At 65.8% G+C, this 18,479-nt stretch carries 22 protein-coding genes and 4 tRNA genes; 13 read left to right on the top strand and 13 right to left on the bottom strand.

Going from position 1 to position 18,479, the window contains the following annotated elements; all coding sequences use genetic code 11:
• Nucleotides 1-40: 40 nt before the first annotated feature.
• From dnaK to hrcA, 6 genes are all read right to left on the bottom strand, one after another.
• Nucleotides 41-1,966, bottom strand: a complete 1,926-nt coding sequence (gene dnaK, locus SB816_RS15980; protein WP_020924906.1) for a molecular chaperone DnaK — start codon at nt 1,964-1,966, stop codon at nt 41-43.
• A gap of 81 nt (nt 1,967-2,047) precedes the next feature.
• On the bottom strand, nt 2,048-2,452 hold the full coding sequence (locus SB816_RS15975) for a thioredoxin family protein (RefSeq protein WP_054419543.1): 405 nt from the start codon (nt 2,450-2,452) through the stop codon (nt 2,048-2,050).
• 14 nt (nt 2,453-2,466) lie between these two features.
• Nucleotides 2,467-3,024 (bottom strand): nucleotide exchange factor GrpE, encoded by a 558-nt coding sequence (gene grpE / locus SB816_RS15970; protein WP_049071727.1) that lies wholly within the window; start codon nt 3,022-3,024, stop codon nt 2,467-2,469.
• A gap of 214 nt (nt 3,025-3,238) precedes the next feature.
• Nucleotides 3,239-3,472 carry a hypothetical protein gene (locus tag SB816_RS15965; RefSeq protein WP_175188570.1) on the bottom strand — a complete coding sequence of 78 codons (234 nt, stop codon included), beginning with the start codon at nt 3,470-3,472 and terminating at the stop codon, nt 3,239-3,241.
• 12 nt (nt 3,473-3,484) lie between these two features.
• Entirely contained in the window at nt 3,485-4,576 is a 1,092-nt protein-coding gene (hemH, locus tag SB816_RS15960; protein ID WP_410547275.1) for a ferrochelatase, read from the bottom strand.
• Nucleotides 4,577-4,621: 45 nt separating this feature from the next.
• Nucleotides 4,622-5,626: a heat-inducible transcriptional repressor HrcA gene (hrcA, locus tag SB816_RS15955; RefSeq protein WP_049071722.1), complete on the bottom strand. Its 1,005-nt coding sequence runs from the start codon at nt 5,624-5,626 to the stop codon at nt 4,622-4,624.
• 130 nt (nt 5,627-5,756) lie between these two features.
• Here hrcA and SB816_RS15950 point away from each other — a divergent pair, with 130 nt between their 5' ends.
• Complete coding sequence (locus SB816_RS15950; RefSeq protein ID WP_054501739.1) at nt 5,757-6,656, top strand: NAD kinase; 900 nt, start codon at nt 5,757-5,759, stop codon at nt 6,654-6,656.
• A 13-nt stretch (nt 6,657-6,669) separates the two neighbouring features.
• The gene (gene recN, locus SB816_RS15945) at nt 6,670-8,331 is read left to right on the top strand and encodes a DNA repair protein RecN (RefSeq protein ID WP_144655831.1); all 1,662 of its coding nucleotides are present in this window, start codon (nt 6,670-6,672) and stop codon (nt 8,329-8,331) included.
• Between the two features lie 237 nt (nt 8,332-8,568).
• On the opposite strand, the gene fur is transcribed toward recN, so the two are convergent.
• On the bottom strand, nt 8,569-8,988 hold the full coding sequence (fur, locus tag SB816_RS15940) for a ferric iron uptake transcriptional regulator (protein ID WP_006223539.1): 420 nt from the start codon (nt 8,986-8,988) through the stop codon (nt 8,569-8,571).
• Nucleotides 8,989-9,144: 156 nt separating this feature from the next.
• Here fur and SB816_RS15935 point away from each other — a divergent pair, with 156 nt between their 5' ends.
• Nucleotides 9,145-9,681, top strand: coding sequence for an outer membrane protein assembly factor BamE (locus SB816_RS15935; protein WP_006389038.1), 537 nt, complete (start codon nt 9,145-9,147; stop codon nt 9,679-9,681).
• 16 nt (nt 9,682-9,697) lie between these two features.
• Nucleotides 9,698-10,489: a 4-hydroxy-tetrahydrodipicolinate reductase gene (gene dapB / locus SB816_RS15930; RefSeq protein ID WP_054501741.1), complete on the top strand. Its 792-nt coding sequence runs from the start codon at nt 9,698-9,700 to the stop codon at nt 10,487-10,489.
• 58 nt (nt 10,490-10,547) lie between these two features.
• Here the strand turns inward: dapB and murB are convergent, their stop codons facing one another.
• On the bottom strand, nt 10,548-11,582 hold the full coding sequence (murB, locus tag SB816_RS15925; protein ID WP_410547274.1) for a UDP-N-acetylmuramate dehydrogenase: 1,035 nt from the start codon (nt 11,580-11,582) through the stop codon (nt 10,548-10,550).
• A gap of 285 nt (nt 11,583-11,867) precedes the next feature.
• Between murB and SB816_RS15920 the strand changes: the two genes are divergently transcribed.
• A tRNA-Gly gene (locus SB816_RS15920) sits at nt 11,868-11,943 on the top strand.
• A 127-nt stretch (nt 11,944-12,070) separates the two neighbouring features.
• Nucleotides 12,071-12,403, top strand: a complete 333-nt coding sequence (locus SB816_RS15915; protein WP_410547273.1) for a hypothetical protein — start codon at nt 12,071-12,073, stop codon at nt 12,401-12,403.
• Here the strand turns inward: SB816_RS15915 and SB816_RS15910 are convergent.
• Complete coding sequence (locus SB816_RS15910) at nt 12,400-13,080, bottom strand: FMN-dependent NADH-azoreductase (RefSeq protein WP_410547272.1); 681 nt, start codon at nt 13,078-13,080, stop codon at nt 12,400-12,402. The genes SB816_RS15915 and SB816_RS15910 overlap by 4 nt on opposite strands.
• On the bottom strand, nt 13,077-13,523 hold the full coding sequence (locus tag SB816_RS15905; RefSeq protein ID WP_343719938.1) for a GNAT family N-acetyltransferase: 447 nt from the start codon (nt 13,521-13,523) through the stop codon (nt 13,077-13,079). The genes SB816_RS15910 and SB816_RS15905 overlap by 4 nt, the downstream gene beginning before the upstream one ends.
• Nucleotides 13,524-13,633: 110 nt before the next feature.
• Here SB816_RS15905 and SB816_RS15900 point away from each other — a divergent pair, with 110 nt between their 5' ends.
• Nucleotides 13,634-15,049 (top strand): PLP-dependent aminotransferase family protein, encoded by a 1,416-nt coding sequence (locus SB816_RS15900; RefSeq protein WP_054501746.1) that lies wholly within the window; start codon nt 13,634-13,636, stop codon nt 15,047-15,049.
• A gap of 57 nt (nt 15,050-15,106) precedes the next feature.
• Here SB816_RS15900 and SB816_RS15895 read toward each other — a convergent pair whose 3' ends face one another.
• On the bottom strand, nt 15,107-15,586 hold the full coding sequence (locus tag SB816_RS15895) for a carboxymuconolactone decarboxylase family protein (RefSeq protein WP_054501747.1): 480 nt from the start codon (nt 15,584-15,586) through the stop codon (nt 15,107-15,109).
• Between the two features lie 207 nt (nt 15,587-15,793).
• Between SB816_RS15895 and SB816_RS15890 the strand changes: the two genes are divergently transcribed.
• The 6 genes from SB816_RS15890 (at nt 15,794) to SB816_RS15865 (ending at nt 17,462) form a co-directional block, all read left to right on the top strand.
• Nucleotides 15,794-15,869 (top strand) — tRNA-Gly (locus SB816_RS15890).
• Between the two features lie 4 nt (nt 15,870-15,873).
• A complete protein-coding gene (locus tag SB816_RS15885) occupies nt 15,874-16,152 on the top strand; it encodes a hypothetical protein (protein WP_175167764.1) in 279 nt (92 codons plus the stop codon).
• Between the two features lie 85 nt (nt 16,153-16,237).
• Nucleotides 16,238-16,313 (top strand) — tRNA-Gly (locus tag SB816_RS15880).
• A gap of 54 nt (nt 16,314-16,367) precedes the next feature.
• Nucleotides 16,368-16,441: transfer RNA gene (locus SB816_RS15875), tRNA-Cys, on the top strand.
• Nucleotides 16,442-16,533: 92 nt separating this feature from the next.
• Complete coding sequence (locus SB816_RS15870; protein ID WP_054501964.1) at nt 16,534-16,869, top strand: hypothetical protein; 336 nt, start codon at nt 16,534-16,536, stop codon at nt 16,867-16,869.
• Nucleotides 16,870-16,871: 2 nt separating this feature from the next.
• Nucleotides 16,872-17,462: a DUF2946 family protein gene (locus SB816_RS15865; RefSeq protein ID WP_116793593.1), complete on the top strand. Its 591-nt coding sequence runs from the start codon at nt 16,872-16,874 to the stop codon at nt 17,460-17,462.
• A 47-nt stretch (nt 17,463-17,509) separates the two neighbouring features.
• Here the strand turns inward: SB816_RS15865 and SB816_RS15860 are convergent, their stop codons facing one another.
• Both SB816_RS15860 and SB816_RS15855 read right to left on the bottom strand, forming a co-directional pair.
• Nucleotides 17,510-17,962: a nuclear transport factor 2 family protein gene (locus tag SB816_RS15860; RefSeq protein WP_064523871.1), complete on the bottom strand. Its 453-nt coding sequence runs from the start codon at nt 17,960-17,962 to the stop codon at nt 17,510-17,512.
• A gap of 97 nt (nt 17,963-18,059) precedes the next feature.
• On the bottom strand, nt 18,060-18,461 hold the full coding sequence (locus SB816_RS15855) for a DoxX family protein (protein ID WP_054501750.1): 402 nt from the start codon (nt 18,459-18,461) through the stop codon (nt 18,060-18,062).
• Between the last annotated feature and the right edge of the window lie 18 nt (nt 18,462-18,479).

Below are 18,479 nucleotides of genomic sequence, written 5' to 3'. Positions count from 1 at the left end.
TCCGGCTACCGGGCGGCAGAGGCAGGTCAGCGCCCGGCCATTATTGGTCGCGCTTGACTTCCTTGAAGTCGGCGTCGACGACGTTGTCGTCCACCGGCTTCGCGTTGTCGGCGGCCTGCTGCTGGCCGGCCGCTTGCTGCGCCTGCATGTCGGCGTACATCTTTTCGCCGAGCTTCTGCGAGGCGGTCGACAGGGCTTCGACCTTGGCGTCGATGGCGGCCTTGTCGCCGTCCTTCAGCGTGTCTTCCAGCGCCTTGATGGCCGCTTCGATGCTTTCCTTCTCGGACGCCTCGAGCTTGTCGCCGTACTCGGTCAGCGACTTGCGGGTGGCGTGCACCAGCGCATCGGCCTGGTTGCGGGCCTGGGCCAGCTCGGCGACGCGGTGATCTTCCTCGGCGTTGGCCTCGGCATCCTTGACCATGCGCTGGATCTCGTCTTCCGACAGACCCGAGTTGGCCTTGATGGTGATCTTGTTTTCCTTGCCGGTGCCCTTGTCCTTGGCCGACACGTGCAGGATGCCGTTGGCGTCGATGTCGAACGTGACTTCGATCTGCGGCATGCCGCGCGGCGACGGCGGGATCCCTTCGAGGTTGAACTCGCCCAGGGCCTTGTTGCCCGCGGCGATTTCGCGCTCGCCCTGGAACACCTTGATCGTCACGGCCGGCTGGTTGTCATCAGCGGTCGAGAAGGTCTGCGAGAACCGGGTCGGGATGGTCGTGTTCTTCTGGATCATCTTGGTCATCACGCCGCCCAGGGTTTCAATACCCAGGGACAGGGGGGTGACGTCCAGCAGCAGCACGTCCTTGCGGTCGCCCGACAGCACGGAACCCTGGATGGCGGCGCCAGCGGCGACGGCTTCGTCGGGGTTCACGTCCTTGCGCGGATCCTTGCCGAAGAATTCCTTCACCTTTTCCTGGACCTTGGGCATGCGGGTCATGCCGCCGACCAGGATCACGTCGTCGATGTCGGAAACCTTCACGCCGGCGTCCTTGATGGCCACGCGGCAGGGTTCGATGGTGCGTTCGATCAGTTCCTCGACCAGCGCTTCCAGCTTGGCGCGCGTGATCTTCAGGTTCAGGTGCTTCGGACCGGAGGCGTCGGCCGTGATGTACGGCAGGTTGATCTCGGTCTGCTGGCTCGACGACAGCTCGATCTTGGCCTTTTCGGCGGCTTCCTTCAGGCGCTGCAGGGCCAGCACGTCCTTGGACAGATCAACGCCTTGTTCCTTCTTGAACTCGCCGATGATGTAGTCGATGATGCGCTGGTCGAAGTCTTCGCCGCCCAGGAAGGTGTCGCCGTTGGTCGACAGCACTTCGAACTGCTTTTCGCCGTCGACGTCGGCGATTTCGATGATGGACACGTCGAACGTGCCACCGCCCAGGTCATAGACGGCGATCTTGCGGTCGCCCTTTTCGGTCTTGTCCAGGCCGAAGGCCAGCGCGGCCGCGGTCGGCTCGTTGATGATGCGCTTGACTTCCAGGCCGGCGATGCGGCCGGCGTCCTTGGTGGCCTGGCGCTGGCTGTCGTTGAAGTAGGCCGGCACCGTGATGACGGCTTCGGTCACTTCCTCGCCCAGGTAGTCCTCGGCGGTCTTCTTCATCTTGCGCAGCACGTCGGCCGACACTTGGGGAGGCGCCATCTTCTTGCCGCGCACTTCCACCCAGGCGTCGCCGTTGTCGGCCTTGACGATGGCATAGGGCATCAGGTTGATGTCCTTCTGCACCGCCTTTTCCTCGAACTTGCGGCCGATCAGGCGCTTCACCGCGTACAGGGTGTTCTTGGGGTTGGTCACCGCCTGGCGCTTGGCGGGCGCGCCCACCAGGGTTTCGCCGTCGTCCATGTAGGCGACGATCGACGGGGTGGTACGGGCGCCTTCGGCGTTTTCGATGATCTTGACCTGACCGCCGTCCATGACAGCCACGCAGCTGTTGGTCGTGCCCAGGTCGATGCCAATAATTTTGCTCATGGTCGGGTTACCTTGGATAAATCTATGAAATTGGAGAGAAATTTCCTGTCCCCACATAACTGGGGCTGCCCACAGGGTTTTTCAAGACGCCTGGCTGGAATTTTCCGCCGGGGTTTCCTGCAGGCGCCGGATCGCCGCCGTGAACTGGGGCAATCCGGGCCAACCGGTGATGCGGCCGAGCCGTTTTCCGGCACGGTAAAGCACAAAAGTGGGGACACCATGCAGGGAGAAGCGGCGTCCCAGGGGTTCGTCGGCGTAGACATCGGCCTCGAACCAAGTCAGGCCCAGGCCCAGCAGGGTGTCCTGGTGCAGCAACGCCGCCTGCTTGAAAAGATTGCAGTTATAGCAATCCTGGCCCCACAGGAACACGCAACGCAAGTCCGATCCCGGCGCCTGGACCACGGCCTCGTCGAATCCCGCGGTGTCGACATGCCGCATGCCGAACACAGCGAAAACCTGGGCCGGATCGAACCTGGGGTCGGTCATGGCGCGCGGTCCGGTCAGCCTTGGCCGGCGGACACCACCACCAGGGCCGGACGCAGGGTGCGGTCGGCGATGGCGTAGCCCTTCTGCAGCAGTTGGACCACGGTGTTGGCGGGCTGTTCGGCCGGAATCGAAGAAATGGCCTGGTGCAGGTGCGGATCGAACTTGTCGCCCTGGACCGGCGCGATTTCCTTGAGCATGTTGCGCTCGAAGGCGGCCGCGAGCTGCTTGAGGGTGACCTCGACGCCTTCGCGCAGGGTGTCCACGGTCTGGTCGGCCTGGGCCAGCGCGGCCTCCAGGCTGTCCTTGACCGGCACCAGGCTTTCCGCGAACGACTCGATGCCGAACTTGCGTGCCTTGGACACTTCTTCCTGGGCGCGGCGGCGCACGTTCTCGGCCTCGGCGCGGATGCGCAGAAGCTGGTCCTGCTGCTCATTGACGGTAGCCTGGGCCGCGTCCAGTTGGGCGCGCAACTCGTTCAGCTCGGCCTGCGCGGCGTCCTGGGCGGCTGGGGCCGCATCGGCGTCGTCGCCGAATCCGGGCGTCTGATCTACAGGCTCGTTGGGTGCCGTCATGGGGAATCCTCCAAAAAGAATGGCTTTCGCAGACATGAATGGGGGCCAATACCCCTATTTCAAGCCCGGGAAAGCAAATATTCCCCGTCGCGCACCGCCGGGGCAACCGGCAGCCACCCATGAAAATCCGGAAATTCGTGCCTGAAAATCGGCTCCAACCACGAAGATTCCGGCAGTCGGCATTTTCGACACTCCGGACGATGTCAGGGACAGGTCATTTCTTGTGCGGCTGCGCCGGGGCGGCGGCGTCGCTGGCGGGAAAGCTCTCTTTCAGGGCGCGGTCGACGCGTGGATCATCGTCCGGTTCCGGATTGATCGCGATGGGATCGCTGGCGGGGAAGGTTTCGGCCAGTGCCTCGTCCAGCTCGTGCTCGACCTGATCCTCGTCCACCGGGGTGCTGACGTCCCCCTTTTTCACAACTTTGCCCGTCTTGGGATCATGGTGCATGCGCCCTCTCCTTCAAGTCCGTGAATGTGTGGGCCATCCCCGCAAGTGGCGTTCCGCCAGGGTGGCCAACCCCGAGATCCAGGCCGGATCATCATTCAGCGCCGGGATGTAACGGAACTGCTTGCCGCCCGCGCCGAGAAAGGCGTCGCGGCACTCCAGGCTGATCTCTTCCAGGGTTTCCAGACAGTCTGCCACAAATCCCGGACACACCACATCCACCTCGGTGACGCCCGAGGCGGCCAGCGCCTTGAGGGTCGGTTCGGTGTAGGGCTCGAGCCAGCGGGCCGTGCCGAACCGGCTCTGGAAGGTCACCTCGATCTGCTCGCGCGGCAGCGACAGGCGCTGCGCCAGCAGCCGCGCGGTTTCCATGCAGTCGCGGTAGTACGGGTCGCCCAGCTCGATGGAGTAGCGCGGCAGGCCATGGAAGCTCATGACCAGCTTCTGCGGTTTGCCATGCTCGCGCCAGTACGCTTCGATGCTGGCGGCCAGCGGATCGAGATAGATGGGGTCCTCGTGGAACCGCTTGATGAAGCGCATTTCCGGCTGGTCGCGCAGCCGGCCGGCATGTCGCGTGACGGCATCGACCACCGTGGCGGTGGTGCTGGCGGCGTATTGGGGATAAAGCGGCACGGTCAGGATGCGTTCGCAGCCCTGCGCCCGCAGGCGCGAGATGGCGTCGGGAATCGACGGGTTGCCGTAGCGCATGCCCAGCTCCACCACCGCCTCGACCCCGGCCGCGGTCAACGCGGCCTGCACGCCTTCGGCCTGGCGGCGGCTGTAGACCATCAGCGGCGAGCCGTCCTTGAGCCAGATGCCGGCGTAACGCGGCTCCAGTTTCTTGGGACGCAGCGTCAGCACCAGGCCGTGCAGGATCGGCTTCCACAGATAGCGCGGAATCTCGATCACACGCGGGTCCAACAGGAACTCGCCCAGGTACTTGCGGATGTCCTTCCTGCCCGGTGTGTCGGGCGTGCCCAGGTTCACCAGCAGCACGCCGACCTTGCCCGGCGCGCGCGGCGGCGGGTCTTCATTGAAAGGGTCGTCCTGCTCGGCTTCGGGCAGGTAGCGTTCAGGCCAGAGATACTTGAACAGGCGAAGAAACACAAAAACTCCCCTTCCTCCGCGAGGAGGATGTCGGTTCGAATGGAACTACTGGTTGTGGCTAAGGGCGTTGGACAGCAGACGCGCCGTGATGTCCACGATGGGAATCACCCGTTCGTAGGCCATGCGGGTCGGGCCGATCACGCCGAGCGTGCCGACCACCTTGCCGTCCACGCCGTAGGGCGCGGTGATGACCGAGACTTCTTCCATCGGCACCAACTGGGAATCGCCGCCGATGTAGATCTGCACGCCCTGCGCGCGGCTGGACACGTCGAGCAGTTGCAGCAGGTCGGTCTTCTTCTCGAACAGCGAGAACATCTTGCGCAGCCGGTCCATGTCGGAAGCGATGTCGGTGACGTCCAGCAGCTTGCGCTCGCCGGAGATGACCACGGCATCGCCGTCCTCGGCGGCCTCGGCACTGGCCTCGACCGCCGCCTGCATCAGCCGCGAGATGTCTTCGCGCAACTGCGCCAGTTCGGTGGACAGGGTGCGCCGCACCGCGTCGAAGGACTTGCCGGCGAAGTGGACGTTGAAGAAATTGCCGGCCTCCAGCAATTCGGCCTCGGCGTAGTCGCGCTGCACGAACAGGATGCGGTTCTGCACGTCGCCGTCTGGCGTGACGATGATCAGCAGCACCCGCTTGTCCGACAGGCGGATGAATTCGATCTGGCGGAACACCTGGGCGCGCTTGGGAGTCAGCACCACGCCGGCGAACTGGGTCAGGTTGGAAAGCAGCGCCGCGGCGGCATTGACCGCGCGGGTGGGCTCGGCCGCGGCCAGCATCTCGCCCATGTTGTGCGGTTCGAGCTGGTAGGACTGCACCGCCAGCAGCGAATCGACGAACATGCGGTAGCCGCGGGGCGTGGGAATGCGCCCCGCGGAGGTGTGCGGACTGTGGATCAGGCCCAGCTCTTCCAGGTCCGCCATGACGTTGCGGATGGTGGCGGGCGACAGATCGAAAACCTTCGATAGCGTCCGCGAGCCGACTGGTTGCCCATCGGCGATATAGCGTTCGATCAACGCTTTCAGTAATGCGCGTGCGCGGTCATCCATAGCGGCTATTTTAGGGAATCTTTTCCAATTAAGGCGATTTTTGTCCCGCAAGCCAATATGCGGCCCCATATAATCGGCTAACAGGCCCGATTCCGGACCGATTTCGCTTTTTCTGATTCGCCTTGCCACCATGCACTTTCCTACCGTCGCGCTGATCGGCAGATACCAGGACGCCGGCCTGGCCACTCCGCTAAGGGCGCTCGCGCACGCGCTCACGCAGGCCGGGCGGCAGGTGCTCGTCGATGCCGACACGGCTCGCAACACCGGCCTGACGGAATATCCCGTCGCCACCTACGCGCAGATCGGCCAGGACGCCTCGCTCGCGGTGGTCATGGGCGGCGACGGCACGGTGCTGGGCGCCGCGCGCCATCTCGCCCCGTACGGCGTGCCGGTGGTCGGCATCAACCATGGCCATCTGGGCTTCATCACCGACATCCCGGTGCAGGACGCGCATGGCGCCCTGACGCGCGTGCTGGAAGGCAACTTCCAGATCGAGGAACGCATGCTGCTCGAAGGCAGCGCCTGGCGCGGCGACCAGCAGATGTACGCGGCCTCGGCGCTGAACGACGTGGTGCTGAACCGCGCCGGACGCGGCGGCATGATCGAAGTGCGCGTCGAACTGGACGGCGCCTTCATGTACACCCAGCGCGCCGACGGCCTGATCATCGCCACCCCCACCGGCTCGACCGCCTACGCGCTGTCGGCCAATGGCCCGATCCTGCACCCCGGCATGAACGCCATGGTGCTGGTGCCGGTGGCGCCGCAGACCCTGTCCAACCGCCCCATCGTCATTCCGGACACCGGCGTGCTGAACATGACGCTCACCGCCATGGGCCGGGTCGAGGTCGGCGCCAGCGTGCATTTCGACATGCAGACCTGGTCCGACCTGCAGCCCGGCGACCGCATCGTCGTGCAGCGCGCGCCCTATACCATCCGCTTCGTGCATCCGGAAGGCTACAGCTTCTTTTCCACCCTGCGCCGCAAGCTGCACTGGAACCTGATGCCGCAGGCCACCGACAACGTAGAGTAGTAAGCGCCCCGACATGCTGCGCACCCTGCACATCCGCGACTTCGTCATCGTCGAGCAGACCGAGATCCATTTCGGTCCCGGCTTCACCGTCTTCTCCGGCGAGACCGGGGCAGGAAAATCCATCCTCATCGACGCGCTGGCGCTGGCGCTGGGCGAGCGCGGCGACGTCAGCGTGCTGCGCGAAGGCGCCGCGCGCGCCGACATCACCGCCGTCTTCGACACGCCGCCGGCGCTGCGCGCCTGGCTTGCCGAACGCGAGATCGATGCCGACGATGAACTGGCCCTGCGCCGCGTGATCGACGCCCAGGGCCGCAGCCGCGCCTACATCAACGGCACCCCGGCCACGGTCGCGCAATTGCGCGAACTGGGCGACAGCCTGGTCGACATCCACGGCCAGCATGCGCACCAGAGCCTGATGCGTGCGGAGGCTCAGCGCGACCTGCTGGATGCGCATGGCGGCCACGGCGACCTGCGCCAGGCGGTGGGCCAGGCCTGGAAGCAATGGCGCGCGCTGGCGCGCCAGTTGGAATTGGCCGAAAAGGACGCGGCGGGCCTGGCCGCCGAACGCGAGCGGCTGCAATGGCAGGTCGACGAACTCGATCGCCTCGGGCTCGCCCCGGACGAATGGGAATCGCTGCAATCCGAGCACACCCGCCTGTCGCATTCACAGTCGCTGCTGGACGGCGCCACCCAGATCCTCGACGCCCTCGATGGCGAAGGCGACTCGGCCCACCATCGGCTGACTGCGGCCAACCACCGCATCCAGCAGATGCTGCGGCACGACACCGGCCTGCAGGGCATCTACGACGAACTCGAATCGGCCCGCATTGCCATCAGCGAAGCGGTGTCCGACCTGAACAACTACGTCAGCCGCGTCGATCTCGATCCGCGCCGGCTGGCCGACGTCGAGGCGCGCCTGAGCGCGGTATTCGAGACGGCGCGCAAGTTCCGCACCGAACCCGACGGGCTGTGCGCGCTGCGCGACAGCTTGCACGCCGAACTCTCGGCCCTGCAGGCCGCCGCCGACATCGACGCGCTGCGCGCCCAGGCGCAGGTGGCGCAGGCGCAGTACGACGCCGCCGCCGCCAAGCTCACGGCGGCGCGCCGCAAGGTCGCCAAGGACCTCGGCAAACAGGTCACCCAGGCCATGCAGACGCTGGCCATGCAAGGCGGCAAGTTCGAGCCCACGCTGGCAGCGGCCGCGCCGTCGGCGCACGGTAACGAGCAGGTCGAATTCCTGGTGGCCGGCCACGCCGGCACCACGCCGCGGCCACTGGCCAAGATCGCTTCCGGCGGAGAACTGTCGCGTATCTCGCTGGCGCTGTCGGTCATCGCCAGCCGCGCCGCGCGCGTGCCGACGCTGATCTTCGACGAAGTCGACAGCGGGGTCGGCGGCGCGGTGGCCGAAGCCGTCGGCAAACTGCTGCGCGAACTGGGCGAGCGCCACCAGGTGCTGTGCGTCACCCATCTACCGCAGGTAGCGGCCTGCGGCAACAACCAGTTCCTGGTCAGCAAGACCGAATCGCGCGGCACCACCCGGTCGCGCATCGAGGAACTGGACGACGGCGCCCGGGTCGAGGAAATCGCCCGCATGCTGGGCGGGATCAAGCTCACCGCGACCACCCGCGAACACGCCCGCGAAATGCTGGCCGGCGTCGGCCGCGCGCCGGCCTGAGCCTGCAGGGGCCAGGCAACCCGCTCCTCGCGGGCCTGATGCGGCGCAAGCACATCCGGGGCGCGTGCGCCTCCAGAAAAACCGGGCGCCGGCTGCCTTTGTGCCGACAGCCGTATCGCGATGGTCCGCAGCCGGATTCAGTCCGAGAATAAAAAAAGCCCCTTCCTATAGAAGGGGCTTTTGCTTTCAACTACCCACGGCGAGCGCGGCCGTGGGCAGGTCCGAGGCGAAGAAAGCTCAGCGGCCTTTCAGGCAGCTACCGCAGATGCCGTACAGCACCATGGCGTGGCTTTCCAGCGCGAAACCGTTGTCCTTGGCGATCTTCTGCTGGCGCTTTTCGATGTCCGGGTCCGAGAATTCAACCACCTTGCCGCAGTTGGTGCAGATCAGGTGATCGTGGTGGTCGCCGTCATTGAGCTCGAACACGGCCTTGCCGCTGTCGAACTGGCTGCGGGCAAGGATGCCGGCCTGTTCGAACTGGGTCAGCACGCGATAGACGGTGGCCAGGCCGATTTCGACGTTTTCGCCGATCAGGGCACGGTAGACGTCCTCGGCGCTGAGGTGGCGCTGGTCCGACTTACGGAAGATATCAAGAATTTTCAGGCGCGGGAAAGTCGCCTTCAAACCCATGTTTTTCAGTTCGCTTTGGTCGCTCATGGTGTAATCGCTCTCCGTCCGCGTTGGCATGGGCAAGGATACTCGGTAACCGCGAGCCGGCTCCCCAGAATTCCTGCCGCCCCGCAGAACTATCCTTATGAAACCTTTATGATAACGGTTTTGTCTGCTTCCAAATAATAGGGGCGCGTAGTGTCCATGATTGCACGAATTCCTTCCCGCTCGCTCAAGACCGGATTGGCCATCGCCGCCCTGGCCGTCGCCCTTGCCGGCTGCACGGGGGACAAGTGGGGCTTCCCCTACAAGGCCGGTGTCCAGCAAGGCAACTGGATCACCCAGGAGCAGGTGGCGCTGCTGCAGCCGGGCATGACGCGCGAACAGGTCCGCTTCGCGCTGGGCAGCCCCACCCTGACCAGCGTGCTGCACGCCAACCGCTGGGACTACCCCTACTATTACAAGCCCGGCTACGGTGAGGCCCAGGAACGCAAGTTCACGGTCTGGTTCGAGAACGACCGGCTGACCCGCTGGGAAGGCGACAAGCAGCCCGACCTGCAGCCCTACCAGATCAACACGCCCAGCGCGGCCGCCGATGAAAAGGCCGACAAGCGCCTGAGCGAAGACGAGGCCCGGCTCAAGCAGGAAGAAGAGCAGAAGAAACGCGACGCCGCCGCCCCCACCAGCCCGATGAACCAATACCCCGGCCAGCCCGGCAACGCGCCCGAGCCGCTGCGCTAACCCAAGGATTTTCTTTATGCGTATTGCTATCGCCGGCGCCAGCGGCCGTATGGGCCAGATGCTGATCGACGCCGTCCTGAAGGCCGACGGCCTGCAACTGGCGGTCGCGCTCGACCGCAAGGGCTCGCCCTCGCTGGGCCAGGACGCGGGCGCCCCGCTCGGCCAGCAGACCGGCGTCGCCATCACCGACGACCTGGGCGCGCTGGCCAACGCCGACTGCCTGATCGACTTCACCCGCCCCGAAGGCACGCTGGAGCACCTGCAGGTCTGCGCCAGGCTGGGCGTGAAGGCCGTCATCGGCACCACCGGCTTCGACGACAATGGCCGCGCCGCCATCGAAGTGGCCGCGCAGAAAACCGCCATCGTGTTCGCGCCCAACATGAGCGTGGGCGTGAACGCCACGCTCAAGCTGCTGGACATGGCCGCCCGCATCCTCAATTCGGGCTATGACGTCGAGGTCTTCGAGGCCCACCACCGCAACAAGGTCGACGCCCCCTCGGGCACCGCGCTCAAGATGGGCGAGACCATCGCCTCGGCTTGGGACGTGGCCCTGCCCGACGTGGCCACCTGGAGCCGCCACGGCGACACCGGCGTGCGCAAGCCGGGCACCATCGGCTTCTCGGTACTGCGCGGCGGCGATATCGTCGGCGATCACACGGTGTCGTTCTGCGGCATCGGCGAACGCATCGAGATCACCCACCGCTCGGCCAGCCGCGCCACCTATGCCGAAGGCGCGTTGCGCGCCGCCCGCTTCCTGGAAGGCAAGCACAACGGCCTGTACGACATGCAGGCGGTGCTGGGACTCTGATCCTTTAGCGCCCAGAAAAAAAGGACCCGCGAGGGTCCTTTTTTCATGCAGCACCAGGTCACACCACCACGGGCTCCGGCTCCAGCGCCACGCCGTAGCGCTCGGCGACCGCATCCTGGATCGCGCGCGCCAGCGCCAGGATGTCGGCGGCGGTGGCGCCCCCGCGATTCACCAGCACCAGCGCCTGCCGGTCATGCACCCCGGCCGCGCCCAGGCTGCGCCCCTTCCAGCCGCACTGGTCGATCAGCCAGCCGGCCGCCAGCTTGTAGCTGCCGTTCGGCTGCGCATACGACACCAGGCCGGGATAACGGGAGACGAGCGCTTCGCGCTGCGCCGCGGACACGATGGGATTCTTGAAAAAACTGCCGGCGTTGCCGGTGACCGCCGGGTCCGGCAGCTTGGCACGCCGGATCGCGCAGACCGCCTCGAAGATGGCGCGCGCCGACGGCTCTTCCATAAGGCCGGGATGACGCTGCAGGTCCGGGTACGACAACACCGGCCGCCAGGGCCGCGGCAAGCGCAAGCGCACCGCCACGATCACCCAACTTCCGGGCGGCTGGTGCTTGAAAATGCTGTCGCGGTAGGCGAAGCGGCAATCGGCCGCGCTCAGGTCGACATACCGGCCCGCCTGCACGTCCCAGGCCGTCAGGCTGTCGAAGCGGTCGGCCAGCTCGACCCCGTAGGCGCCGATGTTCTGCACCGGCGCCGCGCCGACCGTGCCGGGGATCAACGCCAGGTTTTCCAGGCCGTCCCAGCCCTGCCTCACGCACTCGGCGACGAAGTCGTGCCAGGTCTCGCCGCCTGCCGCCTCCACCAGCCAAGCATCAGGCTCGGCCCGCAGCAGGCGCACGCCCCGCAGCGCCACGCGCGCCACCAGGCCCGGCACGGCCTCGGGCAGCACCACATTGCTGCCACCGCCCAGCACCAGCAGCCGGTCGTGCCGCGCGGCCAGGGCCGACAGGGCCGGCAGTTGCGCCACATCGTCGAGCGTGACGCAGGCCGGGGCCGTGGACGCCAGGCCCAGGGTGTTCAAGGCGGAAAGGTCCCGCGCCTCGGGAGTGAGGACAGCCGCGGTGGCAGAGGAATTTGACATGGATACTACCGGGTATGCTATATTTTCTGTCTTCGCTCATATTACTTGATTGAGCTTGGCAGCCAGACAGCACTCAGTTGCAGCCTTGGCCACGCGAAGTTCAGCGCGATCCGCCTGCCACGGCAATCTGCCAGCGGCAAGCACGATCGAAAAAAATCATGTAGAATGCGCGCCTTCTGATCGATAACCAAGTTGATCAGGCAACCACGAAAGTGGTTGGCAATAAGAAATGGTTTGCACTGGCACTGCGTGGAATTTTCACCAAGCCAGAGATTGCGGACCCATGCGGGAGTAGCTCAGTTGGTAGAGCGCAACCTTGCCAAGGTTGAGGTCGCGAGTTCGAGACTCGTCTCCCGCTCCAGATTTTATGGACAGTGTCTTCACACTGCGCATGTTGCAAGAAAGGGCCTGCGGGCCCTTTTTTCATTTCCGCGGCGACAATCACACATTCGCGAGAACAACCGGAAATGGCCTGCATGACGACACCCATGACGACACCCCCGCGAACGGCGGCACAGGACGAGATCTGCGCCCGATACGGCATGCAGGGCATGGCGCCGGAAGAGATGGTCGCGGTCGCCCTGCATACCCTTGGCGCCATGCCGATTTACGGCACGCGCATCGCGTTGCCGCGCGACGGCACCGTCAGTTGGTTCATCCACGCCGGCGAATACTCGGACGCCGACGACTTCTACCAGCCCCTTCACACCGCGCACCTGGCGACGCTGCTGCCGCGGGTCGTCGATTACCTGCGCCTGCCGCCAGGCGCGAAGTTCATCATCGACGACCAGGGCTACGAAGACGTGTGGTTGGACGCCTAGGGCCTATCTGTGCCGGAAAGGGAGTCCCCGCGCGGCGCCTGGACGGCAACCGCGGCCAGGGCGTCAGCCGCATCCGCGAAGTACGCCGCGATCTCCGCCTGGGTCCGCAGCCGGGCCGCCTCCAGCGCCTGCCCGCCCATCGCGGTGCCCTCCACCGAAAAGAACGTCAGGCGCTTCAGGCCGATGGTGGCCAGCGCCGCCTTCAGGTAGGGCGTCAGGAAATCCGGCTGGCGCGCCTCGCCCCCGGAAAACAGGCCGCCCGACGCCACCGCCACGAACACCGGCTTGTCGGCCAGCACGCCGACCTTGCCTTCGCGCGTCACGCTGAACGTGCTGCGCACACGCACCACGTGATCGATCCACGCCTTCAACGCCGACGGCACGGTGTAGTTGTGCATCGGCGTGGCGATGACGACGTAGTCGGCATCGACCAGGGACTGGATCAGTTGGTCGGACTGATGCAACGATCCGGCGGGATCGCCGTCCGGGTCGGAGGGCGATCCCAGCGCCCACGCGTATTCGGCATCCACATGCGGCAGCCGGTTGGCGTCGATCTCGACAAGGTCGCGGCCACGCGCGGCATCGGCCCGCGCCAGGCCGTCGACGATGAACTGCGACAGCCGGTGGCTTTCCGATTCCGCGCCGCGCGGGCTGCACGTCAAACGCAGGACGCTCATGCCGCTTGCTCCCCCAGCACCTTGCTGAAACGCATCGCGCCGGTCAGCAACCCCTGACGGAAGTAGAAGCGCTGTGCCAGCGCGTTGGCCAGCCCGGTGTCCAGCACCAGCTTGGCGCAGCCAGCCTCGCGCGCCATGCGCTCGAGCGCCTGCAGCAGGGCGGCGCCATGGCGCCCGCCGCGACTGTGCTCGGTGACGACCAGGTCGTCGACATAGAGGAAGCGGCCGTAGATCAGGTTTTCCTGGAAACGGTAACCGGCCAGCGCCACGGGCGCGTCGCCTTCCCACACCGCCAGCAAGGCGTAGCGCTCGTCGCGCATGCGCGCGACGCGTTCGGCGAAATCACGCTCGTCGGCCAGGTGCGGGCGCAATTCGCGCATGACTGGAAAACAGGCGCGCAGCGCCTCGGCTGATTCGATAGAGCGGATGTCCGGTTGACTCATGAGGATCCTGTCTTGAAAGAAACCACCCGCCGCCAGGGCAGGCACAACCATGATGCTAGGGAAGCCATGCCATAATTTGAAGAACCATAAATTGACCTTTCAACTAGGCCATGACGCCCGCTTCCCTTGCCAGCCTGCCGCCCGCCGCTTCCGGCGACGAACCGCTGTACCGGCAGGTCTACGAGCGCTTTCGCGGCGCGATTGCCCAGGGCACCCTCAAGCCGGGCGACCGCATTCCGTCCGCGCGCGCACTGGCCAAGGACCTGGGCGTGGCGCGCGGCACCATCGAGATGGCCTATTCGCTGCTGCACGCGGAAGGTTATGTGCAGCCGCGCGGCCAGGCCGGCACCGTGGTCACCCCCGGCCTGCAGGCGCAGGCCGCGCCCCGGCCGCTGCCGCCACCCGACAAGGCGGACCCCGACACCTGGCGCCAGCCGCCGACGCTGTTGCCGTTCCAGATGGGCCTGCCGGCGCTGGACGCCTTTCCGCGCAAGATCTGGGCGCGGCTCGGCGCCCGTCACCTGCGCGCCACGCAGGCGGCCGACCTGTCCTACCCGCCGGCCGATGGCCTGCCCGCGCTGCGCACCGCGATTGCCGCGCACCTGCAGGTCGCGCGCGGTATCCACTGCTCGCCGGCACAGGTGTTCATCACGTCCGGCTATCGCGAGAGCCTTAACCTGGTGATCCAGGCGCTGCTGCAGCCCGGCGACGAGGTCTGGGTGGAAGACCCTGGTTACCCGCCGACGCGCGAACTGTTGAAGCACTCGGGCCTGGCGCTGGCGCCGGTGGAAGTCGATGCCGAAGGCATCGTGGTGTCGCAAGGCATTGCGCAGGCGCCAGAGGCGAGCGCCGCGATCGTCACGCCCGCCCACCAGAGCCCGCTGAGCGTGACGCTGTCATTGACGCGCCGCCAGGCGCTGCTGGAATGGGCCGAGCGCAATCAGCGCTGGATCGTGGAAGACGACTACGACGGCGAGTACCGCTACGTCAGTCGGCCGCTGCCGGCGCTCAAGAGCCTGGACCGCCATGGGCGCGTGCTCTATGCCGGGACGTTCAGCAAGGTCATGTTTCCCGGCATCCGCCTCGCCTATCTGGTGGTGCCCGAGGCCCAGGTGCGGCGCTTCGAGGACGTGAACCGGGTGCTCGGCAACGGCATTCCGGGCCTGACCCAGGCGCTGGTCAGCGCCTTCATGCTGGAGGGTCATTTCGCGCGCCACATCCAGCGCATGCGGCGGCTCTATTCAGAGCGCCGCAACGCCACCGCCGCGGGGCTGGCCAAGGTCTTCGGCCCCGCCATGCCGATCAATCCGCAACCGGGCGGCATGCACCTGCTGGTGCGGATGCAGGGCCACCAGACGGACCGCCCACTGGCGCAGCGCATGGTCGAGCACGGCATCTACGCGCACGCCCTGTCGCGCTGGACGACCCGCGCGCCGTGCGGCGCCGGCCTGCTGATGAGCTTCACCAACATCGAGTCCCAGGAGCGCGCCGAGCAACTCGGCCGCCGCATCCTGGAACTGATGTAGCGACGGCACGCGCGCAACCGCCCGCGGACAAGGCGCCGCCGCCCCCTTCAATCCGGCTTACCTCAACCCAGCCTTATCCAGACCGAAAGCCGCGTCGGCGGAACCCGGTTCGGTGCGGAAGGCGACGTTCAGACGATTCCAGCCATTGATGCCCACCACCAGGAAGGTGAGGTCCGAGATTTCCTCTTCGGACAACTGGCCGCGGACCTGCTCGTACACCGCATCGGACACGCCGTGCGGGTGCAGCGCGGTCAACGCCTCGGTCCATTCCAGCGCGGCGCGCTCGCGCGGACTGAACAGCGTGGATTCACGCCAAATGGCGATGTGGTGCAAGCGCAGCTCGCGCTCGCCGCCGATCTTGGCCTGCTTGATGTGCATGTCCAGGCAGAAGCCGCAGCCGTTGAGCTGCGAGGCGCGGATCGTCACGAGATCATTGAATTCCCGGATGACGGCCTTCTTCTTCAGCGCGGCGCTGAAGTCGAGGTAATGCTTGGAGAGTTCGGCGGAAACCTGGAAGTAATTCAGACGCTGGGTCATGTCACGGACACCTTGTAGAGGGAATTGCGGACGACATCGCCGCACACCCACATAGTGCCGCCTGCAACCGCGGCGCAAAAGCGCCAAGAATCGCCATAGGGTCTGGGCCATGATGCCGCATGCCATGCGCTCCCTCGCGCCGCGTCCGCTTGCCCTGGCCGCAAATTACGGTATACTCTCGCCTCTTCGCAGTACAGCAGTATCCGCGCGGGAGTAGCTCAGTTGGTAGAGCGCAACCTTGCCAAGGTTGAGGTCGCGAGTTCGAGACTCGTCTCCCGCTCCAGCAGATGCGCCGTTTCACGAACGTCGCCGCATTGTTGGAACAACCGCCGGATCTCCCGACCAAAACGGATCGCCATCGGCTTGATCGGCGCCGCTTGCCTTCTCGACAGATTCCTGTCGCCTCCCCCGACATTGCCGTGATGTGCGCTTCGATGCCCGCATCGTCATTGCCCCGCATCCAGCCCGAGTGCACGATGCTGCCGCGCCGCCCGCAAGGTGCCGCGCTCGACACCATCTGGCAACTTTTTTTCTCGGACGCCCGGACAGACCCGCACAAGTCCTAAAAACTGTGTATAATCGCTGTCTTTGGTGGACACGGCCTCTTTCAAAAGAGACCGACAAAACAGGTTCATCAAACGCAGTGCCCACGCGGGAGTAGCTCAGTTGGTAGAGCGCAACCTTGCCAAGGTTGAGGTCGCGAGTTCGAGACTCGTCTCCCGCTCCAAATACAAAAAGGAAGCACCGGCCTATACCGAGCTTCCTTTTTTCTTGCAGTACTGGCGCAATGGCAGAGTGGTTATGCAGCGGATTGCAAATCCGTGTACGTCGGTTCGATTCCGGCTTGCGCCTCCAGTATTTCCTCCCCAGCATCTCGTTACCCATCCCTACGCCCAGTCAATCGTTTGATTGCTAAGGTGACGCCGTTTTCATTTGACGACGATCCCATGTACAACAATCAAACCTCGCGGCGCGCTTCCTCCACCCTGCTGGCGTTGTCCGCGGCCACGCTGATGACGTTGGCGCCGCTGGCCGCGGAGGCGGACTCCGACCGCCACCACCATCGCCATGGCCATGGTCATGGCCGCGGCGAGTATAAAGAGAAGTATTGGGACGGCGCCTGTGAAGTCGAGCGCAAGTGGAAACGCAACGGCGACTACCGCGAAAAGCGCAAGTGCCGCGACGACTACCGCTACGGCTACGCCCCCCAGCCCGTGCTGGTGCCGGCCATGCCCGCGCCCGCCATCATCATCAACCCGCCCCCCATCATCATCCGCCCCTGACCATGGATGCCTCGGTGAAAGACGCCATCGCCCGCTGGCCCGACGTGCCTGCGGTGTTCGGCTGGCTGTCGCTGGATCCGCGCGGCCGCTGGCGTCTGCATCCGCAAGGGCAGGCCGCCGCGGGCGGGCCCGGCGAGTCCATCACCAATGCCCAGATCCAGGGTTTCATCGACCGCAATTACGAACGCGACGACGCAGGCCGCTGGTTTTTCCAGAACGGCCCTCAGCGCGTCTTCCTGCGGCTCGATGCCGCGCCATACGTGCTGCGTCTCGATGACGCCGGCCGCGCCCTGCTCACGCACACCGGCCAGGCGGTGAGCGCGGTAAGCGGCTGGTGGCTGGATGACGCCGGCCAGTTGTACGCCATGGCGCCGCAGGGCCCCGGCGTGGTGCTGGACCGCGACCTGCCGCCCCTGATGGAGCGACTCGTCACGGAAGACGGCGCCGCCCTGCTGGACGCCATCGATCGCCTGGCCCCTGAGCGAGCACTGCGGATCGCGCTGCCGGGTATCTACGGCCCGGCGCCACTGCGCCTGATCGAACACGCCCAAGTGCCGGACGTCCTGGGTTTCCAGGCCAATCCAACCGCCTGATCCGGCGCGTTCGCGCAAGACGGCGCGCCAGCGGCAAGCCTCACGCCTCAGAACATGCCGTTGCTGTTGGCGGACTGTTCGGGAATTGGCTGCACCGCGTCCCAGTGTTCGACGATCTTGCCGCGCTCCAATCGGAAGATGTCGATGATGGCGTTGCCGCGCGTGCCCGGTTCGCGCACCGCGTGCACATGCAGGATCACATAATCGCCGTCGGTGAAGACGCGCTTGATCTCGCTTTTCGATTGCGGATATTTGTCGCGCAGGAAGGCGATGAACTTGCGGAACCCGTCGGGCCCGTCGGCCGCGTTGGGATTGTGCTGGATGTAGCGGTCGCCCAGATACTTCACGGCGGCGTCCGCGTCTTTCTGGTTCAGGCCCTTCTCATAGAAGGCCAACACGGCCGCCTTGTTGGCGGCCTCTTGTTCGGTCGAGGCCTGGACGGCGGGCGACAGGGCGGCGGCAAACAGGACTGCGCCGAAGACACGCGTGATGAACGACATGGAATCTCCAGAAAAGCCAAGGCGGCCGGCCCATTCTAGGTGCCGGCCGCCTGGCGGGCGATGCCCAATCCAGTTGACAGTTTGGTGCGCGACCCGGTCAGCCGCGACCGCTCTTGAGCAGCGCGAACTTGCCGTCACCCAGCAGCGCCAGGACCGCCGCGGCCACCGACAGGAACACCGGATATTCCCAACCGCCGTTGGGGTTGCTGAAGCCCCAGCCGTTGCCGAAGTGCACGGTGGAAGCGACGAACAACTGCACCGCCGCGATCACGGCGATCCAGCGCGGCCACACGCCCAGGATCAGCAGCGCGCCGGCGCCGATCTCGAAGAAGGTCACCGGATACGCCAGCCAGCCGGCAAAGCCGATCTTGGCGAAGAACTGCGCGGTGCCCGGCAGGGTGAACACCAGCAGCTTGGTCAGGCCATGGGCCAGGAACATCACGCCCAGCGCGATGCGGAGCAGGAGCGCGGCATAAGGCGCGGTACGGGTATCGATCATTTCATTCTCCGTGAGCGA

It is taken from the genome of Achromobacter sp. SIMBA_011 (assembly GCF_046535435.1).
Classification (GTDB): domain Bacteria; phylum Pseudomonadota; class Gammaproteobacteria; order Burkholderiales; family Burkholderiaceae_B; genus Achromobacter; species Achromobacter dolens.
The sequence above is the reverse complement of the archived record's forward strand: the minus strand, read 5'-3'. Positions and strand labels throughout refer to the sequence as shown.

Excerpts from the sequence above, each read along its gene's own strand:
- dnaK (WP_020924906.1), bottom strand. The coding sequence starts at position 1,966 with ATGAGCAAAATTATTGGCATCGACCTGGGCACGACCAACAGCTGCGTG.
- SB816_RS15860 (WP_064523871.1), bottom strand. The coding sequence starts at position 17,962 with ATGTCGTTCATCACGCGTGTCTTCGGCGCAGTCCTGTTTGCCGCCGCC.
- dapB (WP_054501741.1), top strand. The coding sequence starts at position 9,698 with ATGCGTATTGCTATCGCCGGCGCCAGCGGCCGTATGGGCCAGATGCTG.
- SB816_RS15865 (WP_116793593.1), top strand. The coding sequence starts at position 16,872 with ATGGATGCCTCGGTGAAAGACGCCATCGCCCGCTGGCCCGACGTGCCT.
- SB816_RS15915 (WP_410547273.1), top strand. The coding sequence starts at position 12,071 with ATGACGACACCCCCGCGAACGGCGGCACAGGACGAGATCTGCGCCCGA.
- recN (WP_144655831.1), top strand. The coding sequence starts at position 6,670 with ATGCTGCGCACCCTGCACATCCGCGACTTCGTCATCGTCGAGCAGACC.
- SB816_RS15855 (WP_054501750.1), bottom strand. The coding sequence starts at position 18,461 with ATGATCGATACCCGTACCGCGCCTTATGCCGCGCTCCTGCTCCGCATC.
- SB816_RS15965 (WP_175188570.1), bottom strand. The coding sequence starts at position 3,472 with ATGCACCATGATCCCAAGACGGGCAAAGTTGTGAAAAAGGGGGACGTC.
- SB816_RS15870 (WP_054501964.1), top strand. The coding sequence starts at position 16,534 with ATGTACAACAATCAAACCTCGCGGCGCGCTTCCTCCACCCTGCTGGCG.
- SB816_RS15950 (WP_054501739.1), top strand. The coding sequence starts at position 5,757 with ATGCACTTTCCTACCGTCGCGCTGATCGGCAGATACCAGGACGCCGGC.
- SB816_RS15975 (WP_054419543.1), bottom strand. The coding sequence starts at position 2,452 with ATGACCGACCCCAGGTTCGATCCGGCCCAGGTTTTCGCTGTGTTCGGC.
- SB816_RS15935 (WP_006389038.1), top strand. The coding sequence starts at position 9,145 with ATGATTGCACGAATTCCTTCCCGCTCGCTCAAGACCGGATTGGCCATC.
- SB816_RS15885 (WP_175167764.1), top strand. The coding sequence starts at position 15,874 with ATGCGCCGTTTCACGAACGTCGCCGCATTGTTGGAACAACCGCCGGAT.
- SB816_RS15895 (WP_054501747.1), bottom strand. The coding sequence starts at position 15,586 with ATGACCCAGCGTCTGAATTACTTCCAGGTTTCCGCCGAACTCTCCAAG.
- SB816_RS15910 (WP_410547272.1), bottom strand. The coding sequence starts at position 13,080 with ATGAGCGTCCTGCGTTTGACGTGCAGCCCGCGCGGCGCGGAATCGGAA.
- fur (WP_006223539.1), bottom strand. The coding sequence starts at position 8,988 with ATGAGCGACCAAAGCGAACTGAAAAACATGGGTTTGAAGGCGACTTTC.
- hrcA (WP_049071722.1), bottom strand. The coding sequence starts at position 5,626 with ATGGATGACCGCGCACGCGCATTACTGAAAGCGTTGATCGAACGCTAT.
- grpE (WP_049071727.1), bottom strand. The coding sequence starts at position 3,024 with ATGACGGCACCCAACGAGCCTGTAGATCAGACGCCCGGATTCGGCGAC.
- murB (WP_410547274.1), bottom strand. The coding sequence starts at position 11,582 with ATGTCAAATTCCTCTGCCACCGCGGCTGTCCTCACTCCCGAGGCGCGG.
- SB816_RS15900 (WP_054501746.1), top strand. The coding sequence starts at position 13,634 with ATGACGCCCGCTTCCCTTGCCAGCCTGCCGCCCGCCGCTTCCGGCGAC.
- SB816_RS15905 (WP_343719938.1), bottom strand. The coding sequence starts at position 13,523 with ATGAGTCAACCGGACATCCGCTCTATCGAATCAGCCGAGGCGCTGCGC.